A 26280-nucleotide genomic window follows, 5' to 3' on the forward strand; every position below is an offset into this window, starting at 1 on the left:
TCTATGTCACCTGTGCTCCACCGAACAAGGAGCTGTCCATGGCAAACCGCATCGAAAAGGACACCATGGGGACGGTAGAGGTCCCCGAAGGCGCCTATTACGGCGCACAGACACAGAGAGCGATCAACAACTTCCCCATCTCCGGGCTCAAGCCGCACCGGGCGCTGGTCCGCGCGACCATCAGGATAAAGAAGTGCGCGGCGCAGGCCAACATGACCACGGGGAGGCTCGACCGCGAGCTCGGCGAGGCGATCGTAAAGGCGGCCGACGAGGCGCTTTCCGGCGCGCTGGCGGACCAGTTCGTCGTCGACCCCTTCCAGGCTGGCGCGGGCACCTCGCACAACATGAACGTGAACGAGGTGCTGGCAAACCGGGCGAACGAAATCCTGGGAGGAAAGCTCGGCGAGTATGGCAGGGTGAACGCGAACGACCACGTCAACATGGCGCAGTCCACCAACGACGTGTTCCCGACGGCCATGCGTCTTGCCGCCCTCGAACTCGCACAGGAACTGGACGGTGAGCTGAGACACCTCTCCGAGGCGCTTTCACGCAAGGGGATGGAGTTCGATCACATCCTGAAATCGGGACGCACCCACCTGCAGGACGCGGTGCCGATCCGCCTCGGGCAGGAGTTCTCGGCCTGGGGCATCGCCGTCGAGAACAACCGCGCCGGGATCGAGCGCGCCTTCCCCGGCTTAAGGGAGCTCGGCATCGGCGGCACCGCGGTCGGCACCGGCTTGAACGCGGAAGAGGCCTTCATCGACCTGATCGTCGAGGGGCTCGCGCGGGAAACCGGCGAGGAGCTCACCCGCGGGGAGAGCCTCGTTGAGCGGATGCAGAACATGGACCCGTTCGTGGCGCTTTCTTCCAGCGTGAAGGGGGCCGCGGTGAACGTGATCAAACTCGCCAACGACCTGAGGCTTCTCTCCTCGGGGCCGCGTACCGGTCTTGCCGAGATCAACCTCCCGGCCATGCAGCCCGGTTCCTCGATCATGCCGGGCAAGGTAAACCCGGTGCTCCCCGAGGTGACCAACATGGTCTGCTTCCAGGTGATGGGATGCGACCTGACCGTATCCCTCGCAGCGCAGGCCGGACAGCTGGAACTGAACGTGATGATGCCGGTGATCGCTTTCAACACGCTCTTCTCCATGGAGATCTTCAAAAACTGCCTGCACCAGCTGACGACGCTTTGCATCACCGGGATCAGCGCGAACGAAGAGCGCTGCCGCAGCTACCTCGATCAATCGGTCGGCCTCGCGACGGTGCTCGCGCCGAGCATCGGTTACGCGGCGGCGGCCGAGGTGGCCAAGGAGTCGGCCAAGACCGGCAACAGCATCCGCCAGGTGATCCTGGAGCGCGGCATCCTGACCGAGGAGGAGTTGGAAGAGGTACTCTCCCCCTACCCGCTCACTACGCCGGGCGTGCACGGCAAGGAGTAAGTACGTAGCCTCACTGGAGCTTTGCATTTATCACCAAAATCCTATAGACTCGTACCTGTTGTAAACCACAGAGAACTGGAGGAGTACATGACAGAAGAAGTTAAAGCCATTTTGGAAAACATCAGGCCGGCGCTTCAGGCGGACGGCGGCGATGTTGAACTCGTTGAAGTAACCGATGACGGCGTGGTGAAAGTGCGTCTGGTCGGCGCGTGCGGCCACTGCCCTATGTCCACCATGACTCTCAAGATGGGGATCGAGAGGACCATCAAGGAAAAGGTCCCGGGCATCAAGGAAGTCGTCTCCGTCTAGCGGGTTTTTCCCCTTAGCCGCAGCACCCGAAGCGCGGAAGTAATGCTCGACGTTATTTCCGCGCTTTTTCGCTTTCAGGTTCCCGATCTATGACCAGCGTGCGCCGCAAAAGAAAGCAGTTCCTGTTCCGGACCCCCAGGTTCTTCGATCTCTTTAAGAAGAACACCGAGGCGGTGTCGTTTCTGGGGAACCGCGCCACGCTGTACCGCTATGGTTCCGAATTCTTCCCCGCGCTATTGGAAGCGATTCCCCGGGCGAAAACGAGCATCGGCCTCGAGTTCTACGCCATAGCCGACGACGAGACCGGACGCCGCGTGGCGGACGCGCTGATCGAAGCGGCGGGCCGGGGGGTGCGGGTACACGTCCTTTACGACTACATCGGCTGTTTCGAAACACCGGCATCCTTCTTCAAGCGCCTCATGAAGAAGGGGGTGAACTGCGCCCCGTTCAACCCGCCCCCCTTTCGCCGCGGGATCGCCTGGTTCGACAAGCGCGATCACAGAAAGATCGTCATTATCGACGGATGGTGCGTCTTCACCGGCGGCATGAACATCGCCGACGTCTACTCGGGACTCGGCAAAAAAGAGACGAAGTGGCGCGACGTGGGGCTGAAGATCGAGGGTGAGGCGGGGCTCGAGCTGCTCCGGCTTTTCCGGGAGACCTGGACCGAGGAAACCGGCATCCCCCCGGTCGGCTGTGACCCGACGCCGATGCCGGAGATAACCGGCGACGCCAAGGTCATGGTGGTGAACGGCGGACCGCATCACAAGCGGAGCTTCATCAGGAGCGCCTTCCGCGTCGCCATCGCCGGCGCATCCGAGAGCGTCACCATCGCGAGCCCCTATTTCGTACCCGGCCCGCGCGTGATGCGCTCGCTACTGCGTGCCGCGGGGCGCGGCGTGGACGTGAAACTGCTCTTGCCGTACAAAAGCGACGTCCCCCTTGTGCGCCTGGTGAGCCGGACCTACTACGCGCAGCTTTTGAAAAACGGGATCGAGATCCACGAACTGGACAGTGCCGTGCTGCACGCGAAGGTGCTCTTAATCGACGGCGACTGGGTCATGGTCGGTTCGGCGAACATGGATTTTAGAAGCTTCCACCGCAACTACGAGCTGAACGTGGTGGTCGACAGCCGCGATTTCGGAAGCCAGGTCGCGGAAATGCTCGAAGCCGATTTTGCGGGCACGCGCCGCATCGTGCTGCACGAACACGAGAAGCGGGGCTGGCCCGTGCGGCTTCTGGAGCGGCTTTTCAGCCCGGTCGCCTGGTTTTTGTAGGCACTTAAAAGGCCGGCACATCAACAAAATCTGCAAGAGGCCAAGGAGGCTGAGCGCCACAGCTCATCCCCTTGGCCTTTGCCTGTTATCTACCCGGAGTTATCTACATGATCGACAAGGACACCCTCAAGCGGCTGGAATTCGACAAGATCCTCGATACCGCCGCCGCCTTTGCCCACTGCGAAGCCTCGCACCTGGGCGTATCTTCCGTCACCCCACTCTCCGATCGCCGCGCCATAGAGGAGCGCCTGGGACTCGTGGAGGAGATCCGCAGGCTCACGAGGCAAGGCATTTCGCTGAAGCTCGCCCCCTTCGAGGACATCACGCCGCAGGTGAAGGCGGTGCGTCCGAAAGGTGCGGTCATCGCCCCTATCGCGCTGCAGCGCTTCATCCCCACCCTGCGCGTCATGGCGGCGATATCGAAGCAGCTTGCCTTCAGAAACGACGTGCCGTTCCTTCTCGCCGCGGCGGGCTCCATCGGCGGTTTCCCCGATCTTCTGGAGCCCCTGGAGCATACGGTGAACGAGGAGGGGGAGATCCTCGACACCGCGTCGACGCTGCTCTCCGATATCCGTTCCAAAAAGAAGGGGCTTACCACGCGCATCAAGCGGCGCCTGGAGGAGATCGTGCGGGAGCGGCATACCGCGATCTTTTTGCAGGACGACTTCATCACCCAGAGGTCGGGGCGCTGGGTCATCCCGGTGCGCATGGACTCCAAGGGGATGGTGCCGGGTGTGGTGCACGACGTCTCGAACTCGGGCGAGACCGCCTTCATGGAGCCCTTGGAGATCATCGGCCTTGCCAATGAACTCGAGAACCTGGTGGCCGACGAGCGCGCCGAGGAGATCCGCATCGTGCGCCAGATCTGCGACTGGATCCGCGAGGATGCCGAGGAACTCCTCGAGCAGTTTCAGGCGCTGGTACGGCTCGATATCCTGAACTGCATCGCGACTTTGAGCGACAAATTAAGGTGCGAGACGCCGGTCATCGCCGAGACCCCGGGGATCCTGCTAAAGTCGGCGCGCCACCCGATTCTCACCCTGTTGGGAAAGGATGTGGTGCCGCTAGACCTGGAGCTCGCCTCCGACAACAGCGTCATGGTCGTCACCGGGCCGAACACGGGAGGCAAGACCATCGCCATCAAGACCGCCGGTCTTCTGAGCGTGATGGCGCTTTGCGGCATGCCGGTCCCGGCCAACCCCGGAACGGTGCTGCCGCTTGTGCAAAAGATCCTGGTCGACATCGGCGACGAGCAGTCCATCGAGGAAAGCCTTTCCACCTTCTCCGCCCACATCTCCAAGATATCGAGCATTCTACGGGGCGCCGACCGTGGCACCCTGATCCTTCTGGATGAACTTGGGACCGGCACGGAGCCGGGACAGGGGGCGGCGATCGCCTGCGCCGTGCTTAAGGAGCTGCATGACAAAGGGGCACTCGTCGTCGCCACCACGCACCTCACCGAGATCATCGGCTTCGTGCAGCGCGAGGAAGGGATGGTGAACGCCGCCATGGCCTTCGACCGCGACCGGCTCGCGCCGCTTTACCGGCTCGTGGTGGGAGAGCCGGGCGAGTCGCACGCGCTCGAGATCGCCAGCCGCTACGGTCTCCCCGAGCGGGTGGTGGCCTTCGCCCGCGGGATGATCGGCACCATGGAGGCGGATTTCCACGCGCTGTTGCGCGACCTCAAGGGGAAACGCGAGCTGTTGGAGCGGACCCTGTGCGAGCTCGACGAGCGTGAGGAGAAAGTGGCCGCGTCCGAGCGAAACCTCGTGGACCGGCGCGACGAGGCGGCGAAACTCGTGCAGGACGCCCGCGAGAAGGGGCTTTTGGAAGCACAGGAGATCATCGCAAAGGCGAGGCGGGAGGTCGCCTCCCTCTTGGACCAGGCGAAGAGGGAGAAGGCGCGCGAGGCGAAGGATAAGCTGGACCAGGCGGCGCGCGAGGTGGAGGAAGCACTCGACAGCCTCCACCCGGAGGAGAGCGTCGATCCCGACGCCATCGCCGTAGGCGACATCCTCTTCGTGAAGCCGCTCAACTGCGACGCCACCATCCTCTCCGTTGACCGTCGCGGCGATCGCGTGCGTGTGCGGGCCGGGAGCATGGAACTCGACGTCGCCATGGTTTCACTGTTAAAGCCCAAAGGAAAAGAGCCGAAGAAGGTACGGAAGCAGCGCGCCAAACAGGAAGCGGAGCAGACCGAGGCCGCAAGCAGCATAAACCTCCTCGGCATGCGGGTCGAAGAGGCAATCGGGGAACTGGAACCTTTCCTGAACCACGCCTCGCTCGAGCGGATGTCAGAGGTGCGCGTGGTGCATGGCAAGGGTACCGGCGCGCTCATGAAGGGAGTGCGGAACTTCCTTTCCGACCACCCCCTCGTCTCATCCTTCCGCACCGGCGAGCGTTTTGAGGGCGGCGACGGCGTGACCGTGGTGACGCTGCGCTAAAGACGACTCAAGTAGCACTGGAGGTCCCATGATCATCTCCATTATCGCGGCCATGTCGGACAACAGGGTGATCGGCGTCGACGGAAAGCTCCCGTGGGACATCCCCGCCGACCTTGCCCGTTTCCGCAACCTGACCATGGGGCATGCCGTCCTCATGGGGAGAAAGACCTTCGAATCGATAGGTCATCCCCTGGAGGGGCGCAGGAACATCGTAGTGAGCAGGACCATGGGGAAGACCGAAGGGATCATCGTGGCGCGCACGCTGCAGGAGGGGATCGCCGCGGCAGATGGTGACGAGGAGCTCTTCATCTGCGGGGGTGAAGCGGTGTTCAGGGAGGCGCTCCCCCTTTGCCAGCGGATCTACCTCACCGTGGTACACGACCGTTACGAGGGGGACGTGCACTTCCCGCAGCCCCCCTGCTCGTTCGCCGAGCTGCACCGCGAGGAGTTCACGGAAGGAACGCCACCGACCACCTTCCTGGTCATGGAAAAGGTGGACCGTTTCGAACAAGGGGGCGATGTCGAGGAGTTGCGCCAGAAGGGGATCGAGGCGCTGCACCGCCAGCTCTACTTCCTGGCGCGCTGCTGCTTCGGGCAGGCCCAGGCGATCGAGGACTCCCCGCAAACCGCCTCCGACCTCGCCTTCAGTCAGGCGAAGAGCGGAGGAGACCTCTCCGCGGCGCAAAAGCTCGCGGAAAATGCGCTAAGAGACGATCCCGATAACCTGCGCATCCGCCTGAACCTCGGTCGCATCCAGATCCTGAGCGGTGAAAAGGGGCAGGGGCTCGAGACGCTGCGCAAAGGGGTGCAGATGGGGGGCGGGCAGGAATTCCTCTCAGAACTCGCCCGGTGCGGCACCCGCGGGACCCCACCCATCAAGTCGCTCCCGAGAAGTCATCCCCTGAACCGCTACCTGGGGCTTTTGATGCACCGGCTTCGCGGGCAATAGCCGCCGCCCCCCTCCCAACCTCCCCCTTCCAGGGGGAGGAGTATGACCCCATTGACTCTCCCATCCACCGCATGTTACCTTCCGGGCGATGAAAAATACCGAGGCTGAAGGGATAGTGCTGCGCCTCACCGACTTCGGGGAGGCGGACCGCATCGTCACCCTGTTCACCCTGGAACATGGGAAGATGCAGGGGGTGGCGCGCGGGGCGAAGCGGAGCAAGAAACGCTTCGCCGGCGCCCTCGAGCCGTTCGCGCACCTGAAACTCCAACTGCACACCGGTACCGGCCTCGCCACCCTCTCCAGCGCGGACATCCTCGACGTCTTCTCCGGCATCCGGGCCGACCTGAATAGAATCGGCTGCGCCGCCTACGCCTGCGAACTCGTCGAACGCCTCACCCCGGAAGACGAGCCGAGCCCGCGCCTTTTCCGCCTGCTTTACTGCTACCTGGAACGGCTGAACGAAGCCCAGGCCTCCCCTTCGGACCGGCGTTTTTTCGCGGCGAACCTCCTCAAGATCCTCGGATACCAGCCCGATCTGCGCGTCCGCGGCGTGTCGGAAGAGACCGCCTTGCTCCTCGCCCGTGCCATGCAGACCGGACGCTTCGGCGCCGTAATCTTTCCCGAGCCCCTCCTGCGCGAGGCGGACCTCCTCCTGAACCCCGCCATCGACCTGCACCTGGATCGGGAACTTAAATCGCTCGCCTTCCTGAAGGAGTGCGGTGTCTGAGCGCAACCCGCCGTAATAGCGTGCGAAACCGCCACGACTAACCTGCCGCAAACCATTAATTTTGTTGACCCAAGCGTCGCTAACAGGTAGTATTCCGCCTTTGGGCCTAGCCGGCTCCGGCGCCTCCTTCCGGCCCAGCCGCCCGGGACGCACCGCTTTTGCTTTTTGTTTTTGAGGACCTGCATGAACCAAGCTGACATGAGAAAACTGCCGCCCCAGAGCATCGAAGCCGAGATGTCCATCCTGGGTGGCATCCTGGTGGACAACGAGGCGATAAACCGCGTGCTCGAGGTGCTCACCCCGGACGAGCTGTACCGGGAGAGCCACCGGAAGATCATGCGCGCCATGATCGAGCTTAACGAGCGAAACGAACCGTGTGACCTGATCACGCTCACCACGATCCTCCGCAAGAAGGGGGAGCTCGACGAGGTAGGGGGCGGCGCTTATCTCGCCACGCTGGTCGACTTCGTCCCGATGGCGGCGAACATCTCCTACTACTGCAAGATCGTGAAGGAGAAGTTCATCACGCGCAAGCTCATCACCGCGGCGACCGACATCGTGAGCCAGGGGTTCGAGGACAAAGTCGAGGTAGAGAGCCTCCTCGACACGGCGCAGAAGGTGATCTTCGAGATCGGCGAGAACAAGCTGAAGCCTTCCTACTACAAGGTCAGCGACATCCTAAAGGACACCATCAAGAACATCGAGCTTCTGTACGAGAAGAAGGAGCTCGTCACCGGCGTCCCGACCGGCTACACCGACCTCGACAAGCTGACCGCCGGTTTCCATGCCGGCGACCTCGTCATCATCGCGGGGCGCCCGGCTATGGGCAAGACCACCTTCGCCCTGAACGTCGCCCAGTACGCGTCGGTGGACGCGGACAAGAAGTACCCGGCCGCCATCTTCTCCCTGGAGATGCCCAAGGAGCAGCTGGTGGAGAGGCTTTTGTGCTCGGCCGCGCGCGTCGACCTCACCCGTTTGCGCTCCGGGCACCTGCAGGAGAACGACTGGCCCAAGCTGATCAAAGGGGCCGGCCTCTTGCACAACTCCAAGATCTTCATCGACGACACGCCTTCCATCTCGGTCATGGAGCTCCGCTCCAAGGCGCGGCGACTCAAGGCCGAGCACGATATCGGCATCATCGTGATCGACTACCTGCAGCTCATGCGCGGCGGCGCCAACAGCGAATCGAGGCAGCAGGAGATATCGGAGATATCCCGCTCGCTCAAGGGTCTCGCCAAGGAGCTTAGCATCCCGGTGATCGCCCTTTCGCAGCTGAACCGCGGCCTGGAGCAAAGAACCGACAAGCGCCCGATGATGAGCGACTTGAGGGAGTCGGGCGCCATCGAGCAGGACGCCGACATCATCATGTTCGTCTACCGTGGCGAGGTCTACGACAAGGAGAACGAGGACCTGAAGGGTAAGGCGGAGATCATCATCGGCAAGCACAGAAGCGGCCCGATCGGCACGGTCGATCTCGCCTTCCGCGGCGAGTTCACCCGCTTCGACAATCTAAGCAACAGGGAAGAATATTAGTCTTCAGCAGATTCCCTCCCCCGCCTGCGGGCCGAAGCCCTAAGGTGGGCGAAGGCCGGGATGGGGAGGATCAGGGAGTGGGAGCGGTCCGAAGCATCGATCCCCCCTCCTCGCCTCCCCCATCCGGGGAGGAGCATACTACGCAAGGAAAGGAAACCAAATGAGCAGATACCATGCAATGACCGAGGTACCGGCAACGGCCGGATTCAAGGAAGGGGACGTACTGTTTCTTTGCGGCGAACTGTTCGGTCGCGGCTACGCAAACGGCATCGTGGACGAGGCAAAGGCCAAGGGGATGACCATCATCGGCGCCACCGTGGGGCGGCGCGACGCGGACAACACGCTGCGCGCGCTCAACGCGGAGGAACTGGCGACGGCCGAGGAAAACCTCGGCGGCAAGATCATCAACATCCCGCTTGAGGCGGGCTTCGACATGGAGCCGGGCAAGGACGGCGTGGCGCCGGTGGACCGCTTCAAGGGGGTCAAGCCGGACGACTTCGCTTCGGTCAAGCTCGATCCTTCCGAGATCGCCTATTCCAAGCAAAAAGGGACCGAGCGTTTCTGCAAAAATCTCGCGGCCGTCGTCGCCGACCTCGAGAAGATGCTTCCCGCAGGGTGTAACCTGCTCGTGGTGCACACCATGGCCGGCGGCATCCCGCGCGCCCGCGTCTTCATGCCGATCCTGAACAAGCTCTTCAAGGGACAGGGCGACCGCTTCCTCTCCTCCGAGTCGTTCTGGAACTCCGACATGGGGAAACTGTGCGACGCGAGCTTCAACGAGGTGACCGCGGATACCTTCCGCTACCTGATCGACGCGACCGCGGGTCTCAGGGAGAAGTTCCCGGTGACGTACGCGGCGTACGGCTACCACGGCACCGCGGTGCTCATCGACGGCGTCAGCACCTGGCAGTCCTACACCCCGTACCTGCAGGGGTGGGCCAAGATCCGCCTTGAGGACATCGCCATCGAGGCGTGGGAGAAGGGGGTCAAGGCGACCGTGTACAACTGTCCGGAAATACTCACCAACTCGAGCGCCCTTTTCCTCGGCGTCGAGAACTCGCTCTATCCCCTCATGGGCGCGCTCAGAAAGGAAGGAGTCGATTCGGTCGTCGCGGAGTGCCAGTCCCTGCTGTGCGAGGGTACTACCGTCGACCAGCTGCTGGAGATAGCCAACACCTACCTCACCTCCGAGCTCGTCACCAGCACCCGCGATTTCGACAGCTGGCCGCAGCACAACAGCCCCGCGCAGCAGGAGTACATGCTGAACACCTCGGCGGAGCTGATCGGCATGAACGCCGACCCGAAGGAGATCGTCTGCGCCGTCCTCTCACGCGCCGTGTTCACCGGCGTGGGCGCGCTCATGTTCAACAGCTCTTGGGAGCCGAAGGCGCCGGTCTTCTGGCTGAACCACGACATGATTGCCAAGGTCCTGGCGAAAAAGTAATTTGGACACGGGCTGTTTTCAGCTCGGGCCGGCTTCCCCGTTTGGCAAAGTGGGATTGGGGGGATTTGACTCGGCGGCTTAAGTGGATGCTTGAGCTAACCGCGGCTAAATCCCCCCTGCCCCCCTTCGCAAAGGGGGGAACGCTGGGGCTCATACAGTGCTGCGTGGACAGCTATACTCCATGTCCCAAGGCATCGAAAAACCTTCAACGCAAGACTGCACCTTTCAAATTCCCCTGTACTTGAACAAGGAGCACCCGTGGCGCACAAGGTCCTGCTGGTCGACGATGTAAGCATGTTCCTGGAACTCGAGAAGGACTTCCTTTCCCTCTCGGCAGTCGACATCTCCACAGCCAGAAACGGCGAGGACGCCCTGCGCATCTGCCGTCAGGAACATCCGGACCTGGTGGTCATCGACCTGCACATGCCTATCATGAACGGCGCCGAGTGCTGCCGCGCCATAAAAAAAGACCCCCATCTCTCCAGTCCGGTGATTCTCATCGCCTCTGAAGGGAAGGAGGCCGATCGTCAGCTCTGCCTCGAGGCAGGTTGCGACGATGTGCTCACCAAACCGCTGGATCGCATGATTTTCCTTGAGGCGGCCCGCAACCTGCTACCTGCCGTGGACCGCCGCGACAGGAGGGGGAGCTGCCGCATCAACGTCAAGTTCCGCGCCTTCAACCTCACCCTCTCCGGCTACTGCATCAACCTGAGCCAAAACGGCCTATACCTCGCAGCCGACGTGGACCTAGAGCTCGACACCATGCTGGAGCTGATCTTCGTTCTTCCCGAGCCGGTGGGGACCATCGTCCAGGCCAAGGGACGCGTCGCCTGGCTCAACACCACGAAAGCCCGCAAGAAATCCACTATCGACGAGGGGTTCGGCATCCAGTTCGTCGACATCTCCGAAATCGACCGGCAGCGGATCGACAACTACGTCAGCACGCTGCCGCCTACCGCACGAGCTTAGAAAGCTTCTTGAACTCCTCGGTGCCCGCCACCCGCAAAAGCTGGAAGAGGACCGATTCCGTCGAGGTCATCACCGCACCGGCCTGGGTCATGGTCTGCAGCGCGGTCTCCCAGTTCTGCTTTTTGCGGCTCATCACCGCGTCCACGACGAGGTGCACCACGTAGCCGCGCGACAAAAGCTCGAGCGCTGTCTGCAGCACGCAAACGTGCGTCTCCATCCCGGTCAGGATGATCTGGCGCCTGCCGTTTTTCTCCAGCGTCTCAAGAAACCCCTCCCCGCCGCAGCAGGAAAAGGTCATCTTCTCCAGGCTCGGGGTGCAGAGCTTCTCCTTCAGTGAGGGAACGGTCTCCCCCAGCCCCTTCACGTACTGCTCTGTGGCAAGGGCAGGAATCCCCAGTTCGGCCGCCGCATCGAGCAGGATCGAGATGTTGCCCGTCAGTTTCCCAAGCACCTTCTCGTCCATGGCGCGGCAGAGCTTGTCCTGTACGTCCACGACTACGAGTTGTGCGCTCTCTTTCTCCAGAAAGAATCTCTCCATCAGGGTCACGGCAGCCTCCTTTAAGCGGGTTGAGGTTACTCTTTATTGCTAATCCTTGCGCAGTTCGATACCGAGCTCAGTGATCTTCTTTCTCAGGGTGTTGCGGTTGATGCCGAGGATATCGGCGGCCTTCACCTGGTTGCCGCGTGTCTTCTCCAGCACGAAACGGATCAGCGGGCGCTCCACCTGCTCCAGCACCATGGCGTGCACGTCGCCGCTCTCCATCTTCTCCATGTTGGTAAAGCAGGTGCGCAGCTTCAGATCGACGATCCCCTCAAGGGACAGCTCTTCCCCCTTCCCTTCGCTCGGACGGCTCCTGAGCCCCGGGAAATCGGAGGCGACCAGCAGCGGGTCCGGCGACAGGATCACGGCCCTCTTGATGGTGTTTTCCAGCTCGCGGATGTTGCCGGGCCAGTTGTAGCCGGTGAGAAGCTTCACGGCGTCGGCGGAACAGCGCTTGAGCGGCGCCTCCAGCTCGGCGCAGATCTTGTTCAGGAAGTACTGCACGAGGAGCGGGATGTCCTCCTTACGGTCGCGCAGCGGCACGAGTTGGATCGGGATCACGTTGAGGCGGTAGTAGAGGTCTTCGCGGAACTGCTTGTTCCGGACGCTCTCCTCCAGATCCTGGTTGGTCGCCGCCACGACGCGCACGTCTACCGGGATGCTCTGGTTGCCGCCGGTCCTGGTGATCTCGCGCTCCTGCAACACCCTGAGGATCTTCGCCTGCAGGTCGATGGGCATGTCCCCGATCTCGTCGAGGAAGATGGTCCCGCCGTTGGCCTGTTCGAACTTGCCTAGTTTGCGCTCGGTCGCGCCGGTGAAGGCCCCTTTCTCGAAACCGAAGAGCTCGCTCTCCAAAAGCTCCTTCGGGATCGCGGCGCAGTTGAGCGGCACGAACGGCTTGCCCAGCCGCTTAGAGTTGTAGTGGATGGCGCGGGCGATGAGCTCCTTGCCGGTCCCCGATTCACCCTGCACCAGCACGGTGACGTCGGAGGGGGCCACCTTGCCGATGGTCTTGTACACCTCGCGCATGGCGGGGGAGTTGCCAATGATGGTCTTCTCGAGCTGGTAGCGGTCCGCGAGCTCTTCCTTCAGGAGGGAGACCTGGGAGGTCATCTCGCGGGCCCGGCTCACCTTCTCCACCACCGCGTCGACGACGCTCAGGTCGAAGGGCTTGGTTAGGTAGTCATAGGCGCCGCGCTTCATCGCCTCGACGGCGTTTTTCATGCTCGCTTCCGCGGTCATGATGACCACCATGAGGTCGGCGCGCTCCTCCTTGACCCGGTCCAAAAGCTCGAGGCCGGTCACGCCCGGCATCTTGATGTCGATGAGCGCCAGGTCGTAGTTGTTGTCCTTGATGAGCTTGAGCGCCTCGTTGCCGTCTTTTGCGAGCTCGACGTTGAAGCCTTTCTTTTTCAGGGCCTTGGAAAGGACCCAGCGCATGCTCTCTTCGTCATCAGCCACGAGGATGTTATTAATGGACATGGAAACTCCTAAAGACCGTTCAACGTTCAACGTTCCACGTTCTAGGTGAAAACTCGAAGCAGCGCTGCTTCTAACCAGACGCACACAAGAAACGTAAAGCGGGTCGAAAGTGAAAAAGTCATTTCACGCTCCCCGTCAAAAGCGACATTGCTCTCAACGTGGAACGTAAAACGCGGAAGTAGAATTAACGTCTCAGCCTTCTGTCAACGTTGAACGTTGAACGTTGAACGTTTTCATTGAATGAGCGGCAGCATCACGGTGAAGACGGTGCCACGCGCGGGGTCGGAATCGACACGGATCATGCCCCGATGCTCGGAGACGATTTTCTGGCAGATGGCAAGTCCGAGACCGGTCCCCTGCGACTTCGTGGTAAAAAACGGGGTGAACATGTCCTTCAGGACGTCCGGCGGAATCCCGGGGCCGTTGTCGGAGATGTCGATGGCGACCATGCGCGCACGCCGCTCTCCCTTCTGGGTCATGGCGTAGTCGGCAAGGACACGGCTCGTTACCTTTACCACGCCACCGGTTCCGACAGCCTCCATCGCGTTCTTGATCAGGTTCAAGAAGAGCTGGGTAAGCAGGGACTCGTCGCCCAGAATCGGGGGGATGCTCGGGTCGAAATACTGCTGCAGGTAGAGTTCCTTCCCCTCGCAGGCGTTTTTCTGCAGCAGCACGATATCGGAGAGCACCCTATGCAGGTTCACCTTCCCGAGCTTGAGCCGCCCAGGCGAGGCAAGCCCCAGGAGCTCCTCGACGATCAGGTTGACGCGATGCACTTCCTTCAACATGACCCGCACGTATTCGCGCAGGTCCTCGTTGTCGGGAAACTCCATCTCCAAGAGCTGGGCCGCCCCCTTGATCCCGCCGAGGGGGTTCTTGATCTCGTGGGCAAGTCCCGCGGCCAGGGCCCCGAGGGAGGAAAGACGGTCCGCCTGGCGCACCGCGCTCTCCAGCTCCCGCACGTTGGTCAGGTCACGCAAAAGAACGACCGTGCCGATCCTCTCGCCGCAGGAACTCAATAGCGGGGAGGTGCTCGTGCCTACCGGGGTCACCCTCCCGGAGCGCTTCAGCACTATGTTCTCGTGGTCGGCGACGGACATCCCGGTCGCGACCGTCTTCGCCACCAGTTCGTTCAGGGCGGCGTCATCCTTGAAGATATCGCTGAACAGGTTCCCCATGGCCTGGCGCTTCGAGACGCCGGCCAGCTCCTCCGCAGCGGGGTTCATGAGGGTCACCGCGCCGGTGTTGTCCAGCACGATAACGCCGTCGCCCACACTGTCGACCACGTTCGCGTAATAGTTCTCCAGCCGCTCAGCCATTAAAGAACTCCTCCATCGCCCCGACAAGTTCGGCAGCACTTTCGATCCGGTTCACCGCAGCACGAAACTGCGCGGCGCCCGGAAGCCCCTTGGAGTACCACGACAGATGCTTGCGCATCTCCATCAGGGCCACTCTGCCCCCTGCGAACTCGGCGAAGAGTTCAAAGTGCCTACGGGCCAGCGCGAGACGTTCCGCCACCGTCGGCGGCACCGGCTCCTCACCTGCCAAAAGGGCCAGCGCCTCGCGGAAGAGCCACGGGTTTCCCATGGCACCGCGAGCCACCATGACCGCATCGCAGCCGGTCTTATCAAGCATGCGGACCACATCGTCCGCGCTGAAGAGGTCGCCGCTGCCGATCACCGGGATGGTAACGGCGCTCTTAAGCTCGCCGATCTTGTCCCAGTTGGCTGTTCCCTCGAACATCTGGGCCCGGCTTCTAGGATGGAGGGTGATGGCGTCGCAACCCTCTTCCTGGGCGATCCTGCCAACCTCGAGGAAGGTGTCATCGCCGCAGACCCAGCCGGTGCGGATCTTGATGGTGAAGGGAAGCGCGGTCGCCTTGCGCACGCTTTTTACGATGCGCGCCACCTTGAGCGGGTCCTTCATGAGCGCGCTGCCGGCACCGGTACCGACGACCTTCTTGACCGGACACCCCATGTTGATGTCGATCAGCTCGCCGTACCCCTCGACCAGACGCGCGGCCTCGGCCAGCATCTCCGGTTCGTCCCCGAAGAGCTGCATCCCGATGGGACGGTCTTCGGGTGTGGTCTTCAACAGCTCGAAACTCTTTTGCCCTTCACGGGTCAGGCCGTTCACGCTCACCATCTCGGTGAAGGTGAGCGAAGCCCCCTCCCCGCGCGCGATGATGCGCATGGGAAGGTTGGTGATACCGGCCATTGGGGCCAGAAATACCCGATTCTTCAAGGTAAGGGAGCCGATGGCCACCGTCTTTTGCATATCTTAAAACTTCCTTGTCTGCCTAAAAATTGTGCATACTAACAACTAAGAATTTAAAACGCAAGGGTTTTTTATGACGGGCGTATACGGAAAAACGAGGATTGAGCGGCCGAAAATGGAAAAGGATTTGGCTAGGGTCAGGGTGTGCCAACAAGAGCAAATCCCCCCGCGAACGCTGCATTTAAATAAAACAACGTACTTACTCACTTCCTTGAGGGAATCAACTGTGGGACAAAAGCAAATCCCCCCGTCCCCCTTTCGCAAAGGGGGGAGCGTCAGGGCCTAAGTGCAGCGTTTCGTAGGCAGCTGCACTTCGCGTTCCCCAGAACTTCCTGACGGACCTTCGCAAAGGGGGGAATGTTCAGCCGCGTGCGCCGCTCAGCGCATCCTCGATACCGGAGAGCCCTTCGAGCGCCCCGCAGGGAAGAGAGAGGTGAGGTCTTTGGATCTGCGGCTCGCGCGGGTTGATGCGGATGACGCGTGCGCCGGAAAGCGCGCCGATCCGCTCGCTCGCGGCGCGTACGGTGGGGATCGCGGTACCGGCGCCCAGTTCCACGACGACGATGCGCTTTCCCGACTGGCTGGAGAGAAACTGACGGAAGCGCTCCTCTTGGCGTCTCGTGCGCTCCCCTACCCAGGCGTAGTCGCCGAACATGAGGATGTTCGGGCGCGCGGCGCTGCCGCAGCGGGGGCAAAGCGGGACGTGGTCCGAACGCATGGTCGCTTCGTCGATGCGGAAGGTCTCGCGGTTGTCCCAGATGCGCTCCGAGCAGGGACGGGTGCACTGCAGGTGGTGGATGGAGCCGTGGAATTCCAGGATGCTCTCTTCGGCAAAGCCCGCCTTCTGGAACTGCCCGTCCACGTTGGAGGTGGCAACGAAGAAATCGAGCCGGTAACGTGCGGCCCATTCGAGGAGCAGTGTGAACCCGGTGTGGGGAATGGTATCCCGATAGAGATTGGTGCGGTGCCCGTAAAAGCCCCATCCGAAGGCGGGATCGTGTTCGAAGTGATCGGGGTTGGCGGCGTCAACGAAACTGATGCCGAGCCTTTCGTAAAGTGGGTAGGCGCGCCAGAAGCCGGTGTCCCCCCGGAAATCAGGGAGGCCGGAATCGACTCCCATGCCGGCCCCGGCGGTTACCACCAAGGCCTGGGCGGCGGCGAGCAGCGCGGCACCCTCACTAAAGGCTGCGGCGAGATCGCCTCTCACGGCTAGATCCCCACCTTTACGATTACCGGTTTCAGTACCCGCACCAGCTCAGCGGGAGGCATGGAGACCAGGAAACCGCGGTGTCCACCGTTTATATAGATAAGCGGCAGCTCGAGGATCGTCTCTTCGACGTAGACCGGCATCTGCTTTCTGGTTCCGAAGGGGGAGGTCCCCCCTACCATGTACCCGGAATGGCGATTGGCGGTGTCGGGGGTGCACGGAGCGACACTCTTGGCGCCGATGGCGCGCGCCAGCTCCTTGGTCGAGACCTGGCGGTCGCCGTGCATCAGCACCACCAGCGGGGCCTTGCTCTCGTCTTCCATGATGAGGGTCTTAATGACGCAGTGTTCCTCAACGCCCAGCTCACGCGCCGAGACGGCGGTGCCCCCCTTCTCCTCGTATTGATACGGGTGCTCGCCGAATGACACTCCAGCCTGTCGCAAAACCCTGATGGCGGCGGTCACCGGCGACTTCACCTTGGCCATTTGATTCTCCTTCAGCAGATTTGATAGCTTTATTAAAAAAGTCGCTTGCCAGTTCCTAACATACCGGCTATAGATTAATAGCACGTCTGCGCCATCTTAACAACGGGCTAACCAGGGTAACTTACTATGGGAAATGAAACGCGAGCGGCCAAAGTATTAGTCATGGACGACGACGAAATGGTGAGATTCGTCGCGGGCGAAACTCTCAAACGTTACGGTTTCGAAGTCGAGTTCGCGAATGACGGAGCGCAGGCCGTGGAACTGTACCGCGAACGGCACCAGTCAGGGGACGCCTTCGCAGCCGTCATCCTGGACCTCAATATTCCCGGTGGCATGGGTGGGCAGGAGGCGATGAAACTCCTGCTGGATATCGACCCGGACGCCAAGGGATACGTCTCAAGCGGCCGCACCGATGATCCGGTGATGATGAATTACCAGACCTTCGGCTTCAGCGGCACCATCGAAAAGCCCTACTTCTACCTGAACAAGCAACTCATGGAAGAGTTCAGCAAGAGCCTGCGCGGCGCCGAGTAATAGATGTCCGGACTTGCGAACTACCGTGCCCTGGTCGCGCGCGTGGACGAGTTGTGCGACCGCACCTTCTCCGCCCTTGGCGACCACATCGCCTGTCGTGCCGGATGCGACGCCTGCTGCCGCCATCTCTCCATCTTCGCCGTCGAGGCCGCAGCACTCAGAGAGGCGCTCCGTGAACTTCCCCCGGAGAAAGCCGCGCTGATCCGCTCGAAGGCAGCGCACTCGGACGAGAGCTCCCCCTGCCCGCTACTCCACGACGGTCTCTGCCTTCTCTATCATGCACGCCCGATCATCTGCCGCACCCACGGTCTGCCGCTTCTGCTCGAACGCGAAGGCGAGAGGTCGGTCGACTTCTGTCCAGAAAACTTCCAGGGGCTTCCCAGCATCCCGGGGAGTGCGGTCATCGACCTGGAACGGCTGAACACCATGCTCGCCACGGTCAACGCTCTATTTTTACAGGAACATCCGGGCCCGGAACGGCTCACCCTTGCCGAAGCGCTGACTATCCCCGATTGACTTTTCACCAAAGTTAGGCATATATGGCCGGGACGAAGATGCGCCGCGCGCGTTGCCGCGCATATATCATTTGTGCTGTAAAAGGAGAGGCAACAGGAATGAAGGTAAGCTACAAGACTTCCGGGAGCTGCGCTTCCCGCATAGACATAGAGATCGAAGACGGCGTCATCGTCTCGACCCGCTTCGTGGACGGATGCGCCGGCAACACCCAGGCGGTGGCCGCACTCGTTCGCGGCATGGCGGTGACCGAGGCCATCGAGCGCCTCAAGGGGATCGCCTGCCAGGGCGATACATCCTGTCCGGATCAACTCGCCCGGGCACTGGAGCAGGCACAATGCAGCACCATCCCTTCCTAAACGGGGGTCCTATGGAAATCTTCGGCGGATTCATGATGATGATGAGCATCATCGGCTTCTTCCTGGTCGTGATCTGGTTCATCCTCCCCTTCGTGATCTTCAACATCAAGGGACGGGTGGACCGCGCCGTCGCCATGCTCGAAGATATGGACCGGCGCCTGAAATCGATCGAGCAGTCCGTCAGGGAGACCCGCGAGGTGACCATCGAGAAGGAAGAGGATTCGATCAACCGGCAACTGTAGCAGCTAAGGGACCGACACCTCCGCTTCCCACGTCCCCCCATCCCAACCCTCCCCCTCCGGGGCTTCGCCCGAAGGTGGGGGAGGGAGCATAGCGGCTTCGGCAGTAACTCCTCACCGCCCATTGCCCGCACCAGGCGTGCCGCGACCGGCTCAACGCTCCACTTCCGCCTCCTTAAGAAACAGTCATATCGCTTGCCAACCCCCGCTTTTTTCATTATTATGGGCCGCTATACGTTCGCCCGCAGAGTAGAGAAGTCTAATCTGCTGCGCGATTTTGCAAGGAGATTCCATGGGTTTACTGGAAGGGAAAAAGGCGCTCATCTTCGGGGTCGCCAATGACAAGAGCATCGCCTGGGCCACGGCGGAGGCGATGCACCGCGAGGGAGCCGAGATAGCCCTCGCCTACGCGGGCGAGGCGGTCGCCAAGAGGGTGATGCCGCTCGCGGAAAAATTGGACTGCAAACTGGTTCTTCCCTGCGACGTGCGCAGCGACGAGGAACTTTCCCGGCTGTTCGGCGAGATCCGCGAGGCATGGGGAGGGCTCGACATCCTGGTCCACTCCGTCGCCTTCGCAAACAAAGAGGAACTGAAAGGCTCCTTCCTTAACACCACCCGCGAGGGCTTCCAAACCGCACTCGACATCAGCACCTACTCGCTGATCGCCATGGCGCGCGAAGCGGCTCCGCTCATGCAGGGGCGCGACGGCAGCATCGTCGCCATGACCTACTACGGCGCGCAGAAGGTTTTCCCGAGCTACAACGTCATGGGGGTCGCCAAAGCGGCCCTCGAGGCTACGGTGCGCTACCTCGCCGAGGCGATGGGCCCGGACGGCACCAGGGTGAACGGGGTCTCCGCCGGTCCCCTGAGGACGCTCGCCTCCGCCGGCATCGGCGGTTTCGGCCAAATCGCCGGTCACGTGGCGGACAAGGCGCCGCTTAGGCGCAACATCTCCCAGGAGGAGGTCGGCAACTCCGTCCTCTACCTCGCCAGCCCGCTCGCAAGCGGGGTCACCGGCGAGATCCATTTCGTCGACTGCGGCTACAACATCATCGGAATGTAGCGGAGGCGCGCCATCAAAGGACTGCACGGTAATCTGACAGGACTAAAAGCAAGCCAGGTTAAGAGGCTGGAGAGGCTGTACCGCCGCCGGGTCAAGCCAGGCGAGGTGATCTCGTTGGAGCTTGCCCGCGAGCTTTCCGACATCTCGCTGGAAATCCGGCGTCAATTGGGCGTCCTCATCAGCCGTATCGGCGAGGTCGCCTACGTAGTGATCGGGGACGAGCGGGGCATCATGATCCCGGCCCTCGACGAGTACCCGCTCGGCAGGAGGCTTCTGCGCGGGGTGCGCCTCGTGCACACGCACCTAAAGGGTGAGACGCTCACCGACGACGACCTCACCGACCTCTCGCTTTTACGCCTGGACCTGATCGCCGCGCTGCAGCTCACCCAGAACGCGGACCGCTTCTCCATCCAGACCGCGGCGCTCACCCCGCCCAACGGCGGCACCCTCCCCTACCATGTCGAGGCCTCGGTCCCCTTCCAGAAGTTCGACCTCGAATTCCGCAGCTTCGTGGAGACCCTCGAACAGACCATGGAGCGCGGCCTCAAGGAAGGGAAGGTGGTGGGGACCGGCGAGGAGCGCGGCATCCTCATCTCGGTCACCCAGCGCCCGCTCGAGGAGGCGGTCGATTCCGTAGAGGAGCTGAAGGAGCTCGCCCGCACCGCCGGGGTCGGCGTCCTCGACACCGTCATCCAGCGTCCCAAGGAGTTCAACCCGCGCTACCTCTTAGGCGAGGGGAAGATCCGCGAGGTGGTGATCAAGGCGCTGCAGTTCGGCGCGACCATGCTCGTCTTCGACCAGGAGCTCTCCCCCACCCAGGTACGTTCCATCTCGGAGCTCACCGAACTGAAAGTCATCGACCGCAGCCAGCTCATCCTCGACATCTTCGCCCGGCGCGCCACAACGCAGGACGGCAAGGTCCAGGTGGAACTCGCCCAGTTAAAGTACCTCATGCCGCGCCTCTCCGGGCGCGGCGTGCAGATGTCGCGGCTCATGGGGGGGATCGGCGGGCGCGGCCCCGGCGAGACCAAGCTGGAGATCGACCGCCGCCGCATCCGCGACCGGATAGCGCACCTCGAGCGCGAGCTGAAGGAGCTCTCGAACGGGCGCTACCAGCGGCGCCAGAAGCGGGTGAAAGCCGGGATCCCCATCATCTCCATCGTGGGGTACACGAACGCGGGCAAGTCTACCCTGCTGAACACGATGACCAAGAGCGAGGTATTCACCGAGGACCTCCTCTTCGCCACCCTAGACACCTCCTCGCGACGCCTGCGCTTCCCTATGGACCGCGAGGTGATCATCACCGACACGGTCGGCTTCATAAGAAGCCTCCCGAAGTCGCTCATGGGGGCCTTCAAGGCGACCCTGGAGGAGTTGAAGGACGCGGATCTTCTCATCCATCTCGTGGACTGCTCCAACCCGCGCATGGAGGAGCAGATCAACCAGGTGAACACCATCCTGGCCGAGCTGGAGTTGAGCCAGAAGCCGATGCTGCTCGTCTTCAACAAGATGGACCTCCTCCCCGAGCTGAAGAAGGGAGATCCCCTCGCCTTCATGAAGGTGCGGCAGCTAACGCGCAAGTACGGCGCTATCACCATAAGCGCCGCGGACCGCAAGAGCCTCGAGCCGCTCATGAAGGAGTTGCAGCACCGTTTCTGGCATGACGTCGAGGACTACCAGGCGCCCGGGCAGCACGACGAGGAGACCGAGGAGTAGCCCCAAGCGCAGCGTCGCAAATTCCGAAGGAGAACCGCTCTTTATATGGACCAGCAAGCGATCATCTACGCCCTCGACCTCCTGGGGACCGTCGCCTTCGCCGCCTCCGGCGCACTTGCCGGCGTGCGCCGCGGCATGGACCTCCTGGGCGTCATCGTCTTAGGCATCGTCACCGCCACCGGTGGCGGCGTCATCCGCGACGTGCTGTTGAACGACACTCCCCCCTTCTGCTTCAAAAACGAGCTCTATCTCTACCTCGCCGTCGCCGCCTCGGTGATCGTTTTCATGACCCCCACAAGCTTCGAGAAGATGAACCGCGCCATGCTCCTTCTGGACGCACTCGGTCTCGGCACCTTCCTCGTCATCGGCACCTCCAAGGCGCTCCATTTCAACCTGGGGCTCATGGGGGCGATCATCATGGGGGTCATGACCGCAACCTGCGGGGGGCTCGTGCGCGACACCCTGAGCAACGAGATCCCGCTCATCCTACAGCGCGAGATCTATGCTTCGGCCTGCGTGGTGGGCGGCGCCCTCTTCTATTTCCTGCACCACACCGCAGTCCCCACCCCTATCAACCTGACCGTCTCCGCCCTCACCGTGATCGCCATCAGGGTCACCGCCATCGTCAAGGGGTGGCAGTTGCCGCGCGGACAGGCGTTCTAGCCGGTGGCGAAGCGAAGCGCCGGACTGATCATGTACCGATTCCGCGAAGGAAAAGCGGAAGTGCTGCTCGTCCACCCCGGCGGCCCCTTCTGGGCGAAAAAGGACGCCGGCGCCTGGTGCATCCCCAAAGGTGAGTACCCGGAAGGAGAAGACCCTCTCGAGGCGGCGCGACGTGAATTCCTCGAGGAAACCGGGCTCGAGGCGACCGGCCCCTTTCTTGAACTTGCCGAGATCAGGCAGGCGGGGGGAAAGCTGGTGCAGGCATGGGCTTTCACCGGCGACTGCGATCCGGAACTCATCGTCAGCAACACCTTCACCATGGAGTGGCCGCCCCGCTCCGGAAAAGAAGCCACCTTCCCGGAAGTCGACCGCGCCGCGTGGTTCGATTTCGCCGCCGCAAGAGAGAAGATCCTCCCCAGCCAGCTCCCTCTGATCGACCAGCTCGCCACCCTCATCTGACCCCATTTCTGTTCAAGTCCTGCAGTCGCTCTCATAAAACAAGAACCTTCTGAGATAAAACCGAACATCTTCATCGCTTGCACATTTTTCCTTACTTATTTTGTCGTATACACTTAAGCCGCCGACAATACTGACGATAGGTTATACAGCTCGTCACTTAAAGAGTTTCCTTTGCCAAAGCTCACCCGGTCGGGTTTTATACCTGACAGCGCAAATACACGAAAAAGTAAAACAGGAGAAAGGTATGAAGATCCAGGACATGAAGATCGGTGTACGACTGAGCGTCGGTTTTGGCATTATCCTTCTGCTGCTCCTTGCCATCGGTGCCATCAGCGTCTTCGGGATGCTCAGAATGGACCGCGGCATGGAGACCATCGTGAAGAGGGACTATGCCAAGATCAAGCTGGCCAACGAGGCCTCTAAGAACGTAACCGCCATCGTCTCAAGCATCCAGAGCATGGTCCTGGCTTCGGACCAGGACTCGCGGCGCGAGGAAAACAAGAAGATCGAGGTGACGCGGCAACAATACAAGACCGCCATGGACCAGCTCGAGAAGCTGGAGCAGACCGACCAGGGAAAGGCGCTGATCGCTAAGGCGAAACAGTCCCTCGACAACGCGCGCAAGGCGAACAACCAGGCCATCGACCTCGCCATGGCTGGGGACAGCTCCCGCGCGGCTGCCGTCTTCGACAAGGAGGGGGCACCTCTTTGCGCGGCGATCCAGACCGCCTTCGACGGACTTGTAAAATACCAGGAACAGGGAATAGACGATCGCTACCTGGCGGCGGTAAAGGTCTCCTCCAACGCTCGCACCTTCGCCGTTTCGCTCGCCTTCCTCGCCATCGCAATCGGCAGCGTGATCGCCTTCTGCATCACCCGCAGCATAAGCCGCCCGATAAGCGCCCTGTCGGCCTGCGCCGACCGCCTTGCACTCGGTGACGTCGAGGTGGTAATCGATACCGAGGGCAAAGACGAGATCGCTACCCTGGCGCGCTCCTTTAGGAACATGGCGGACAACATAAAAGAGGCGTCCATGGCCGCCGAGCGGGTGGCGCACGGCGACCTCACCGTCCAGGTCAGCCAGAAGTCGGAGCACGACCTGATGGGCAAGAACCTCTCCGTCATGATCGCCACCATCGGAAGGATGAGCGGGGCGATGAACGAGCTGATCCAGTCGATACGCGAAGGAAAACTCGCGGCGCGCGGCGACGCGGATCAGTTCCAGGGGGCATGGGGGGAGCTGATCGCGGGGCAGAACCGGCTCATAGAGGCGTTCGTCCAGCCGATCGACGTCACCTCCCGTAACCTCGAGCGCATCTCCAAGGGGGATATCCCAGAGAAGATCACCGAGACCTACTACGGCGACTTCAACGACATCAAGAACAGCCTGAACCTCCTGATCGACGCGAACAACGACGCCACCAGGCTCGCCCGCGAGATCGCCGACGGCAACCTTCTCCTCGAGGTGAAGCAGCGTTCGGAGAACGACGGACTGATGCAGGCGCTTTCCAACATGGTGCAGAGCCTGACCCGGGTGGTGCGCGACGTGAAACATGCCGCCGACAACGTGACCACCGGCAGCCAGGAGTTGAGCGCCACCTCGGAGCAGATGTCGCAGGGGGCAAGCGAGCAGGCGGCGAGCGCCGAGGAGGCGAGCGCCTCGATGGAGCAGATGACCTCGAACATCCGCCAGAACGCCGACAACTCGATGCAGACCGAGAAGATAGCGGTGAAATCTGCGGGCGACGCGAGCGAAAGCGGCAAGGCGGTGGCGAGAACGGTGGCGGCCATGAAGGAGATCGCTTCGAAGACATCGATCATAGAGGAGATCGCGCGTCAGACGAACCTGCTCGCGCTGAACGCGGCCATCGAGGCGGCGCGCGCCGGCGAACACGGCAAGGGTTTCGCGGTGGTGGCAAGCGAGGTGAGAAAGCTCGCGGAGCGAAGCCAAAAGGCGGCCGGGGAGATCGGCGATCTGTCGCTCACCTCGGTGGAGGTGGCCGAACACGCCGGGAACCTGTTGCAGGCGCTCGTTCCCGACATCCACAGGACCGCGGAACTGGTACAGGAGATCTCGGCTGCGTGCAAGGAGCAGGACTCCGGAGCGGAGCAGATCAACCGCGCCATACAGCAACTGGACCAGGTAATCCAGCAAAACGCCGGCGCCTCCGAGGAGATGGCGTCGACGGCGGAAGAACTCGCCTCCCAGGCGGAACAGCTGCAGACTACCATCGCCTTCTTCAATGTGGGAGCAGGTGGAGAACAGCAGGTCAGGAGGCCGGCGGCCGCGAAGCAGCAGGCGTTGCGGAAGGAGAACACCCAGAAACTCACGCACGCAGGCGTCCAGGTGCGGGAGTACCCGGGGGTAAGCCTCGACATGGCGGCCAACGAGAGTCTGCTGCAGGCGGGCTTCGAGAGATACTAGGGTAGCGTCTGCGAGAGATCATCGCCAGATGAGAACAAAGAAAAGGCGGCCGCGAGGCCGCCTTTTCTTGTTCAATCGTTCGGAACGGTCGGAGTGATAGTCACCGTCCCGGGCTCCCCCTCGCGGCCGTCGACGCTGCTTGAAAGCTCCAGGAAAAGTCCGGCGACGCTCAGGTTGGTGGTGAGGTGCCGGGTGATGCGCGAGGTGCGGAAAACCGACCTGCCGCGGGCACGGGCTAGGTAGATGACGAGTTGATCGGCCAGATGCGGGTCGATAGGCGCCCCGTTTTCGTGGTGTGCCAGAAACTCCAGCGCGGCCTCGCTCCCCACCTGTTCAGCCGGTTTGCCCCGCTCGCCGAGCGCGGTGAAACCGGCGGTGCCACGCTCGTACTCCCCCTTGATGAAGAGGAAGGTCCCTTGGCCAAACACCTGCGGTTCGATCACCTCGATGGCCATGGGAATGCCCCTCTCCACCTTCCCGCGCATGACCAAAAGCGCAGACTGAAGCTGCCGCTCCGCGATGCTCCTGGGAAGGTTTCCGACCGCGGAGACGATGCGGATGCCGGTGAGTTTTCCCCTTTCCATCGCGGTCATGGGAGCCGGTACCGTCTCCGGCTCGATGGCGCAGCCGATCCGCCCTCCCCCTTTTGGATAAAAGCCGAAGGAGCGGGAAAGAGGCTCGCCCTGCACGCCGAGCGTCTCGATGCATGGCCAGAATATCTCCGAGAAATAGTGCCAGGAGGGGCTGAATGGGACGTGAGTGCCGCCGGTCACCATGACGCGGCTTGTCTTTCGTGCCGAGGCAAGCGGCGGGATCAAGGTCTGCAACACCAGGGTAGCCGCTCCTGCCGTCCCGATGTCGAAGCTGTATTCGCCCGGCGCGATGCCGTCGGGAAGGAAGCTGAGTTCGGGAGAGCCTAGGCGGTCACCGGCTACGTTGGCCGAGGCGATGCGCGCCGCCGCCTGTACCGCCATCAGGTGCTGGCGCATGAGGCCGGACTTCTCGCGGTTCTTCCTGACGTTGAAGATGCGAAAACCCTGGCCGGTGAGACAGGCAAGGCTCAGCGCGCTCCTGAGCACCTGCCCTCCCCCTTCGCCCATACTCCCGTCGATCTCGATCATCACGCACCCTTTTCAGTAAAGGTTCAAAAAGCAAATCCCCCCTGTCCCCCCTTCGCAAAGGGGGAACGTTTGGCCGGCTCACTGCTTCGAGGCAACACTCACGCG

Annotated in this window: 25 protein-coding genes; 18 read left to right on the top strand and 7 right to left on the bottom strand. The window is 62.0% G+C overall.

Annotation, left to right across the window (positions count from 1 at the left end; genetic code table 11):
* The first annotated feature begins 38 nt into the window (after positions 1–38).
* The 9 genes from E8L22_RS14515 (at position 39) to E8L22_RS14555 (ending at position 11091) form a co-directional block, all read left to right on the top strand.
* Entirely contained in the window at positions 39–1439 is a 1401-nt protein-coding gene (locus E8L22_RS14515; protein WP_136525835.1) for an aspartate ammonia-lyase, read from the top strand.
* Between the two features lie 87 nt (positions 1440–1526).
* Positions 1527–1748 (top strand): NifU family protein, encoded by a 222-nt coding sequence (locus E8L22_RS14520; RefSeq protein WP_136525836.1) that lies wholly within the window; start codon positions 1527–1529, stop codon positions 1746–1748.
* 89 nt (positions 1749–1837) lie between these two features.
* On the top strand, positions 1838–3025 hold the full coding sequence (locus tag E8L22_RS14525) for a phospholipase D-like domain-containing protein (RefSeq protein ID WP_136525837.1): 1188 nt from the start codon (positions 1838–1840) through the stop codon (positions 3023–3025).
* A 107-nt stretch (positions 3026–3132) separates the two neighbouring features.
* Positions 3133–5469 (top strand): endonuclease MutS2, encoded by a 2337-nt coding sequence (locus tag E8L22_RS14530; protein ID WP_136525838.1) that lies wholly within the window; start codon positions 3133–3135, stop codon positions 5467–5469.
* Positions 5470–5497: 28 nt separating this feature from the next.
* The gene (locus tag E8L22_RS14535) at positions 5498–6418 is read left to right on the top strand and encodes a dihydrofolate reductase (protein ID WP_136525839.1); all 921 of its coding nucleotides are present in this window, start codon (positions 5498–5500) and stop codon (positions 6416–6418) included.
* An 88-nt stretch (positions 6419–6506) separates the two neighbouring features.
* On the top strand, positions 6507–7145 hold the full coding sequence (recO, locus tag E8L22_RS14540; RefSeq protein WP_136525840.1) for a DNA repair protein RecO: 639 nt from the start codon (positions 6507–6509) through the stop codon (positions 7143–7145).
* 183 nt (positions 7146–7328) lie between these two features.
* A complete protein-coding gene (dnaB, locus tag E8L22_RS14545) occupies positions 7329–8678 on the top strand; it encodes a replicative DNA helicase (protein WP_135871348.1) in 1350 nt (449 codons plus the stop codon).
* 160 nt (positions 8679–8838) lie between these two features.
* Positions 8839–10122 (top strand): enoyl ACP reductase FabMG family protein, encoded by a 1284-nt coding sequence (locus E8L22_RS14550; RefSeq protein WP_136525841.1) that lies wholly within the window; start codon positions 8839–8841, stop codon positions 10120–10122.
* 258 nt (positions 10123–10380) lie between these two features.
* A complete protein-coding gene (locus E8L22_RS14555) occupies positions 10381–11091 on the top strand; it encodes a response regulator (protein WP_136525842.1) in 711 nt (236 codons plus the stop codon).
* Here the strand turns inward: E8L22_RS14555 and E8L22_RS14560 are convergent.
* The 6 genes from E8L22_RS14560 to ybaK all read right to left on the bottom strand — a co-directional run bounded on the left by E8L22_RS14560 (position 11075) and on the right by ybaK (position 17083).
* Positions 11075–11638: a hydrolase gene (locus tag E8L22_RS14560; RefSeq protein WP_136525843.1), complete on the bottom strand. Its 564-nt coding sequence runs from the start codon at positions 11636–11638 to the stop codon at positions 11075–11077. The two genes, E8L22_RS14555 and E8L22_RS14560, sit on opposite strands and share 17 nt — an antisense overlap.
* Positions 11639–11677: 39 nt before the next feature.
* Positions 11678–13114, bottom strand: a complete 1437-nt coding sequence (locus E8L22_RS14565; RefSeq protein WP_136525844.1) for a sigma-54-dependent transcriptional regulator — start codon at positions 13112–13114, stop codon at positions 11678–11680.
* Between the two features lie 233 nt (positions 13115–13347).
* A complete protein-coding gene (locus E8L22_RS14570; RefSeq protein ID WP_129126420.1) occupies positions 13348–14433 on the bottom strand; it encodes a two-component system sensor histidine kinase NtrB in 1086 nt (361 codons plus the stop codon).
* A complete protein-coding gene (gene dusB / locus E8L22_RS14575; protein ID WP_136525845.1) occupies positions 14426–15391 on the bottom strand; it encodes a tRNA dihydrouridine synthase DusB in 966 nt (321 codons plus the stop codon). The genes E8L22_RS14570 and dusB overlap by 8 nt, the downstream gene beginning before the upstream one ends.
* Positions 15392–15752: 361 nt before the next feature.
* A complete protein-coding gene (locus E8L22_RS14580) occupies positions 15753–16598 on the bottom strand; it encodes an SIR2 family NAD-dependent protein deacylase (RefSeq protein ID WP_136525846.1) in 846 nt (281 codons plus the stop codon).
* A gap of 2 nt (positions 16599–16600) precedes the next feature.
* Complete coding sequence (gene ybaK, locus E8L22_RS14585) at positions 16601–17083, bottom strand: Cys-tRNA(Pro) deacylase (RefSeq protein WP_136525847.1); 483 nt, start codon at positions 17081–17083, stop codon at positions 16601–16603.
* Positions 17084–17245: 162 nt separating this feature from the next.
* Here ybaK and E8L22_RS14590 point away from each other — a divergent pair, with 162 nt between their 5' ends.
* From E8L22_RS14590 to E8L22_RS14630, 9 genes are all read left to right on the top strand, one after another.
* Entirely contained in the window at positions 17246–17617 is a 372-nt protein-coding gene (locus E8L22_RS14590; RefSeq protein WP_246044657.1) for a response regulator, read from the top strand.
* Positions 17618–17620: 3 nt separating this feature from the next.
* Positions 17621–18133, top strand: coding sequence for a YkgJ family cysteine cluster protein (locus tag E8L22_RS14595; RefSeq protein WP_136525849.1), 513 nt, complete (start codon positions 17621–17623; stop codon positions 18131–18133).
* A gap of 98 nt (positions 18134–18231) precedes the next feature.
* The gene (locus E8L22_RS14600; RefSeq protein WP_136525850.1) at positions 18232–18489 is read left to right on the top strand and encodes a TIGR03905 family TSCPD domain-containing protein; all 258 of its coding nucleotides are present in this window, start codon (positions 18232–18234) and stop codon (positions 18487–18489) included.
* 11 nt (positions 18490–18500) lie between these two features.
* Positions 18501–18731 carry a hypothetical protein gene (locus E8L22_RS14605; RefSeq protein WP_136525851.1) on the top strand — a complete coding sequence of 77 codons (231 nt, stop codon included), beginning with the start codon at positions 18501–18503 and terminating at the stop codon, positions 18729–18731.
* A gap of 289 nt (positions 18732–19020) precedes the next feature.
* Complete coding sequence (locus E8L22_RS14610) at positions 19021–19791, top strand: enoyl-ACP reductase FabI (RefSeq protein WP_136525852.1); 771 nt, start codon at positions 19021–19023, stop codon at positions 19789–19791.
* A gap of 21 nt (positions 19792–19812) precedes the next feature.
* A complete protein-coding gene (hflX, locus tag E8L22_RS14615) occupies positions 19813–21507 on the top strand; it encodes a GTPase HflX (RefSeq protein WP_136525853.1) in 1695 nt (564 codons plus the stop codon).
* A gap of 45 nt (positions 21508–21552) precedes the next feature.
* Positions 21553–22170 (top strand): trimeric intracellular cation channel family protein, encoded by a 618-nt coding sequence (locus E8L22_RS14620; RefSeq protein ID WP_136525854.1) that lies wholly within the window; start codon positions 21553–21555, stop codon positions 22168–22170.
* Positions 22171–22173: 3 nt separating this feature from the next.
* The gene (locus E8L22_RS14625) at positions 22174–22629 is read left to right on the top strand and encodes an NUDIX domain-containing protein (protein WP_136525855.1); all 456 of its coding nucleotides are present in this window, start codon (positions 22174–22176) and stop codon (positions 22627–22629) included.
* Positions 22630–22873: 244 nt separating this feature from the next.
* Positions 22874–25054, top strand: coding sequence for a methyl-accepting chemotaxis protein (locus E8L22_RS14630; protein WP_136525856.1), 2181 nt, complete (start codon positions 22874–22876; stop codon positions 25052–25054).
* Positions 25055–25125: 71 nt separating this feature from the next.
* Here E8L22_RS14630 and rtcA read toward each other — a convergent pair whose 3' ends face one another.
* Entirely contained in the window at positions 25126–26175 is a 1050-nt protein-coding gene (rtcA, locus tag E8L22_RS14635) for an RNA 3'-terminal phosphate cyclase (RefSeq protein WP_136525857.1), read from the bottom strand.
* Positions 26176–26280: the final 105 nt, after the last annotated feature.

Origin of the sequence: Geomonas ferrireducens, from assembly GCF_004917065.1 — a bacterium.
In the GTDB taxonomy this organism is placed as follows: Bacteria; Desulfobacterota; Desulfuromonadia; order Geobacterales; family Geobacteraceae; genus Geomonas; species Geomonas ferrireducens.

What these genes read in the sequence shown, in the direction of transcription:
- E8L22_RS14515 (WP_136525835.1), top strand. Translation starts at nt 39, where the DNA reads ATGGCAAACCGCATCGAAAAGGACACCATGGGGACGGTAGAGGTCCCC.
- E8L22_RS14520 (WP_136525836.1), top strand. Translation starts at nt 1,527, where the DNA reads ATGACAGAAGAAGTTAAAGCCATTTTGGAAAACATCAGGCCGGCGCTT.
- E8L22_RS14525 (WP_136525837.1), top strand. Translation starts at nt 1,838, where the DNA reads ATGACCAGCGTGCGCCGCAAAAGAAAGCAGTTCCTGTTCCGGACCCCC.
- E8L22_RS14530 (WP_136525838.1), top strand. Translation starts at nt 3,133, where the DNA reads ATGATCGACAAGGACACCCTCAAGCGGCTGGAATTCGACAAGATCCTC.
- E8L22_RS14535 (WP_136525839.1), top strand. Translation starts at nt 5,498, where the DNA reads ATGATCATCTCCATTATCGCGGCCATGTCGGACAACAGGGTGATCGGC.
- recO (WP_136525840.1), top strand. Translation starts at nt 6,507, where the DNA reads ATGAAAAATACCGAGGCTGAAGGGATAGTGCTGCGCCTCACCGACTTC.
- dnaB (WP_135871348.1), top strand. Translation starts at nt 7,329, where the DNA reads ATGAACCAAGCTGACATGAGAAAACTGCCGCCCCAGAGCATCGAAGCC.
- E8L22_RS14550 (WP_136525841.1), top strand. Translation starts at nt 8,839, where the DNA reads ATGAGCAGATACCATGCAATGACCGAGGTACCGGCAACGGCCGGATTC.
- E8L22_RS14565 (WP_136525844.1), bottom strand. Translation starts at nt 13,114, where the DNA reads ATGTCCATTAATAACATCCTCGTGGCTGATGACGAAGAGAGCATGCGC.
- E8L22_RS14570 (WP_129126420.1), bottom strand. Translation starts at nt 14,433, where the DNA reads ATGGCTGAGCGGCTGGAGAACTATTACGCGAACGTGGTCGACAGTGTG.
- dusB (WP_136525845.1), bottom strand. Translation starts at nt 15,391, where the DNA reads ATGCAAAAGACGGTGGCCATCGGCTCCCTTACCTTGAAGAATCGGGTA.
- ybaK (WP_136525847.1), bottom strand. Translation starts at nt 17,083, where the DNA reads ATGGCCAAGGTGAAGTCGCCGGTGACCGCCGCCATCAGGGTTTTGCGA.
- E8L22_RS14590 (WP_246044657.1), top strand. Translation starts at nt 17,246, where the DNA reads ATGGACGACGACGAAATGGTGAGATTCGTCGCGGGCGAAACTCTCAAA.
- E8L22_RS14595 (WP_136525849.1), top strand. Translation starts at nt 17,621, where the DNA reads ATGTCCGGACTTGCGAACTACCGTGCCCTGGTCGCGCGCGTGGACGAG.
- E8L22_RS14600 (WP_136525850.1), top strand. Translation starts at nt 18,232, where the DNA reads ATGAAGGTAAGCTACAAGACTTCCGGGAGCTGCGCTTCCCGCATAGAC.
- E8L22_RS14605 (WP_136525851.1), top strand. Translation starts at nt 18,501, where the DNA reads ATGGAAATCTTCGGCGGATTCATGATGATGATGAGCATCATCGGCTTC.
- E8L22_RS14610 (WP_136525852.1), top strand. Translation starts at nt 19,021, where the DNA reads ATGGGTTTACTGGAAGGGAAAAAGGCGCTCATCTTCGGGGTCGCCAAT.
- E8L22_RS14620 (WP_136525854.1), top strand. Translation starts at nt 21,553, where the DNA reads ATGGACCAGCAAGCGATCATCTACGCCCTCGACCTCCTGGGGACCGTC.
- E8L22_RS14630 (WP_136525856.1), top strand. Translation starts at nt 22,874, where the DNA reads ATGAAGATCCAGGACATGAAGATCGGTGTACGACTGAGCGTCGGTTTT.
- rtcA (WP_136525857.1), bottom strand. Translation starts at nt 26,175, where the DNA reads ATGATCGAGATCGACGGGAGTATGGGCGAAGGGGGAGGGCAGGTGCTC.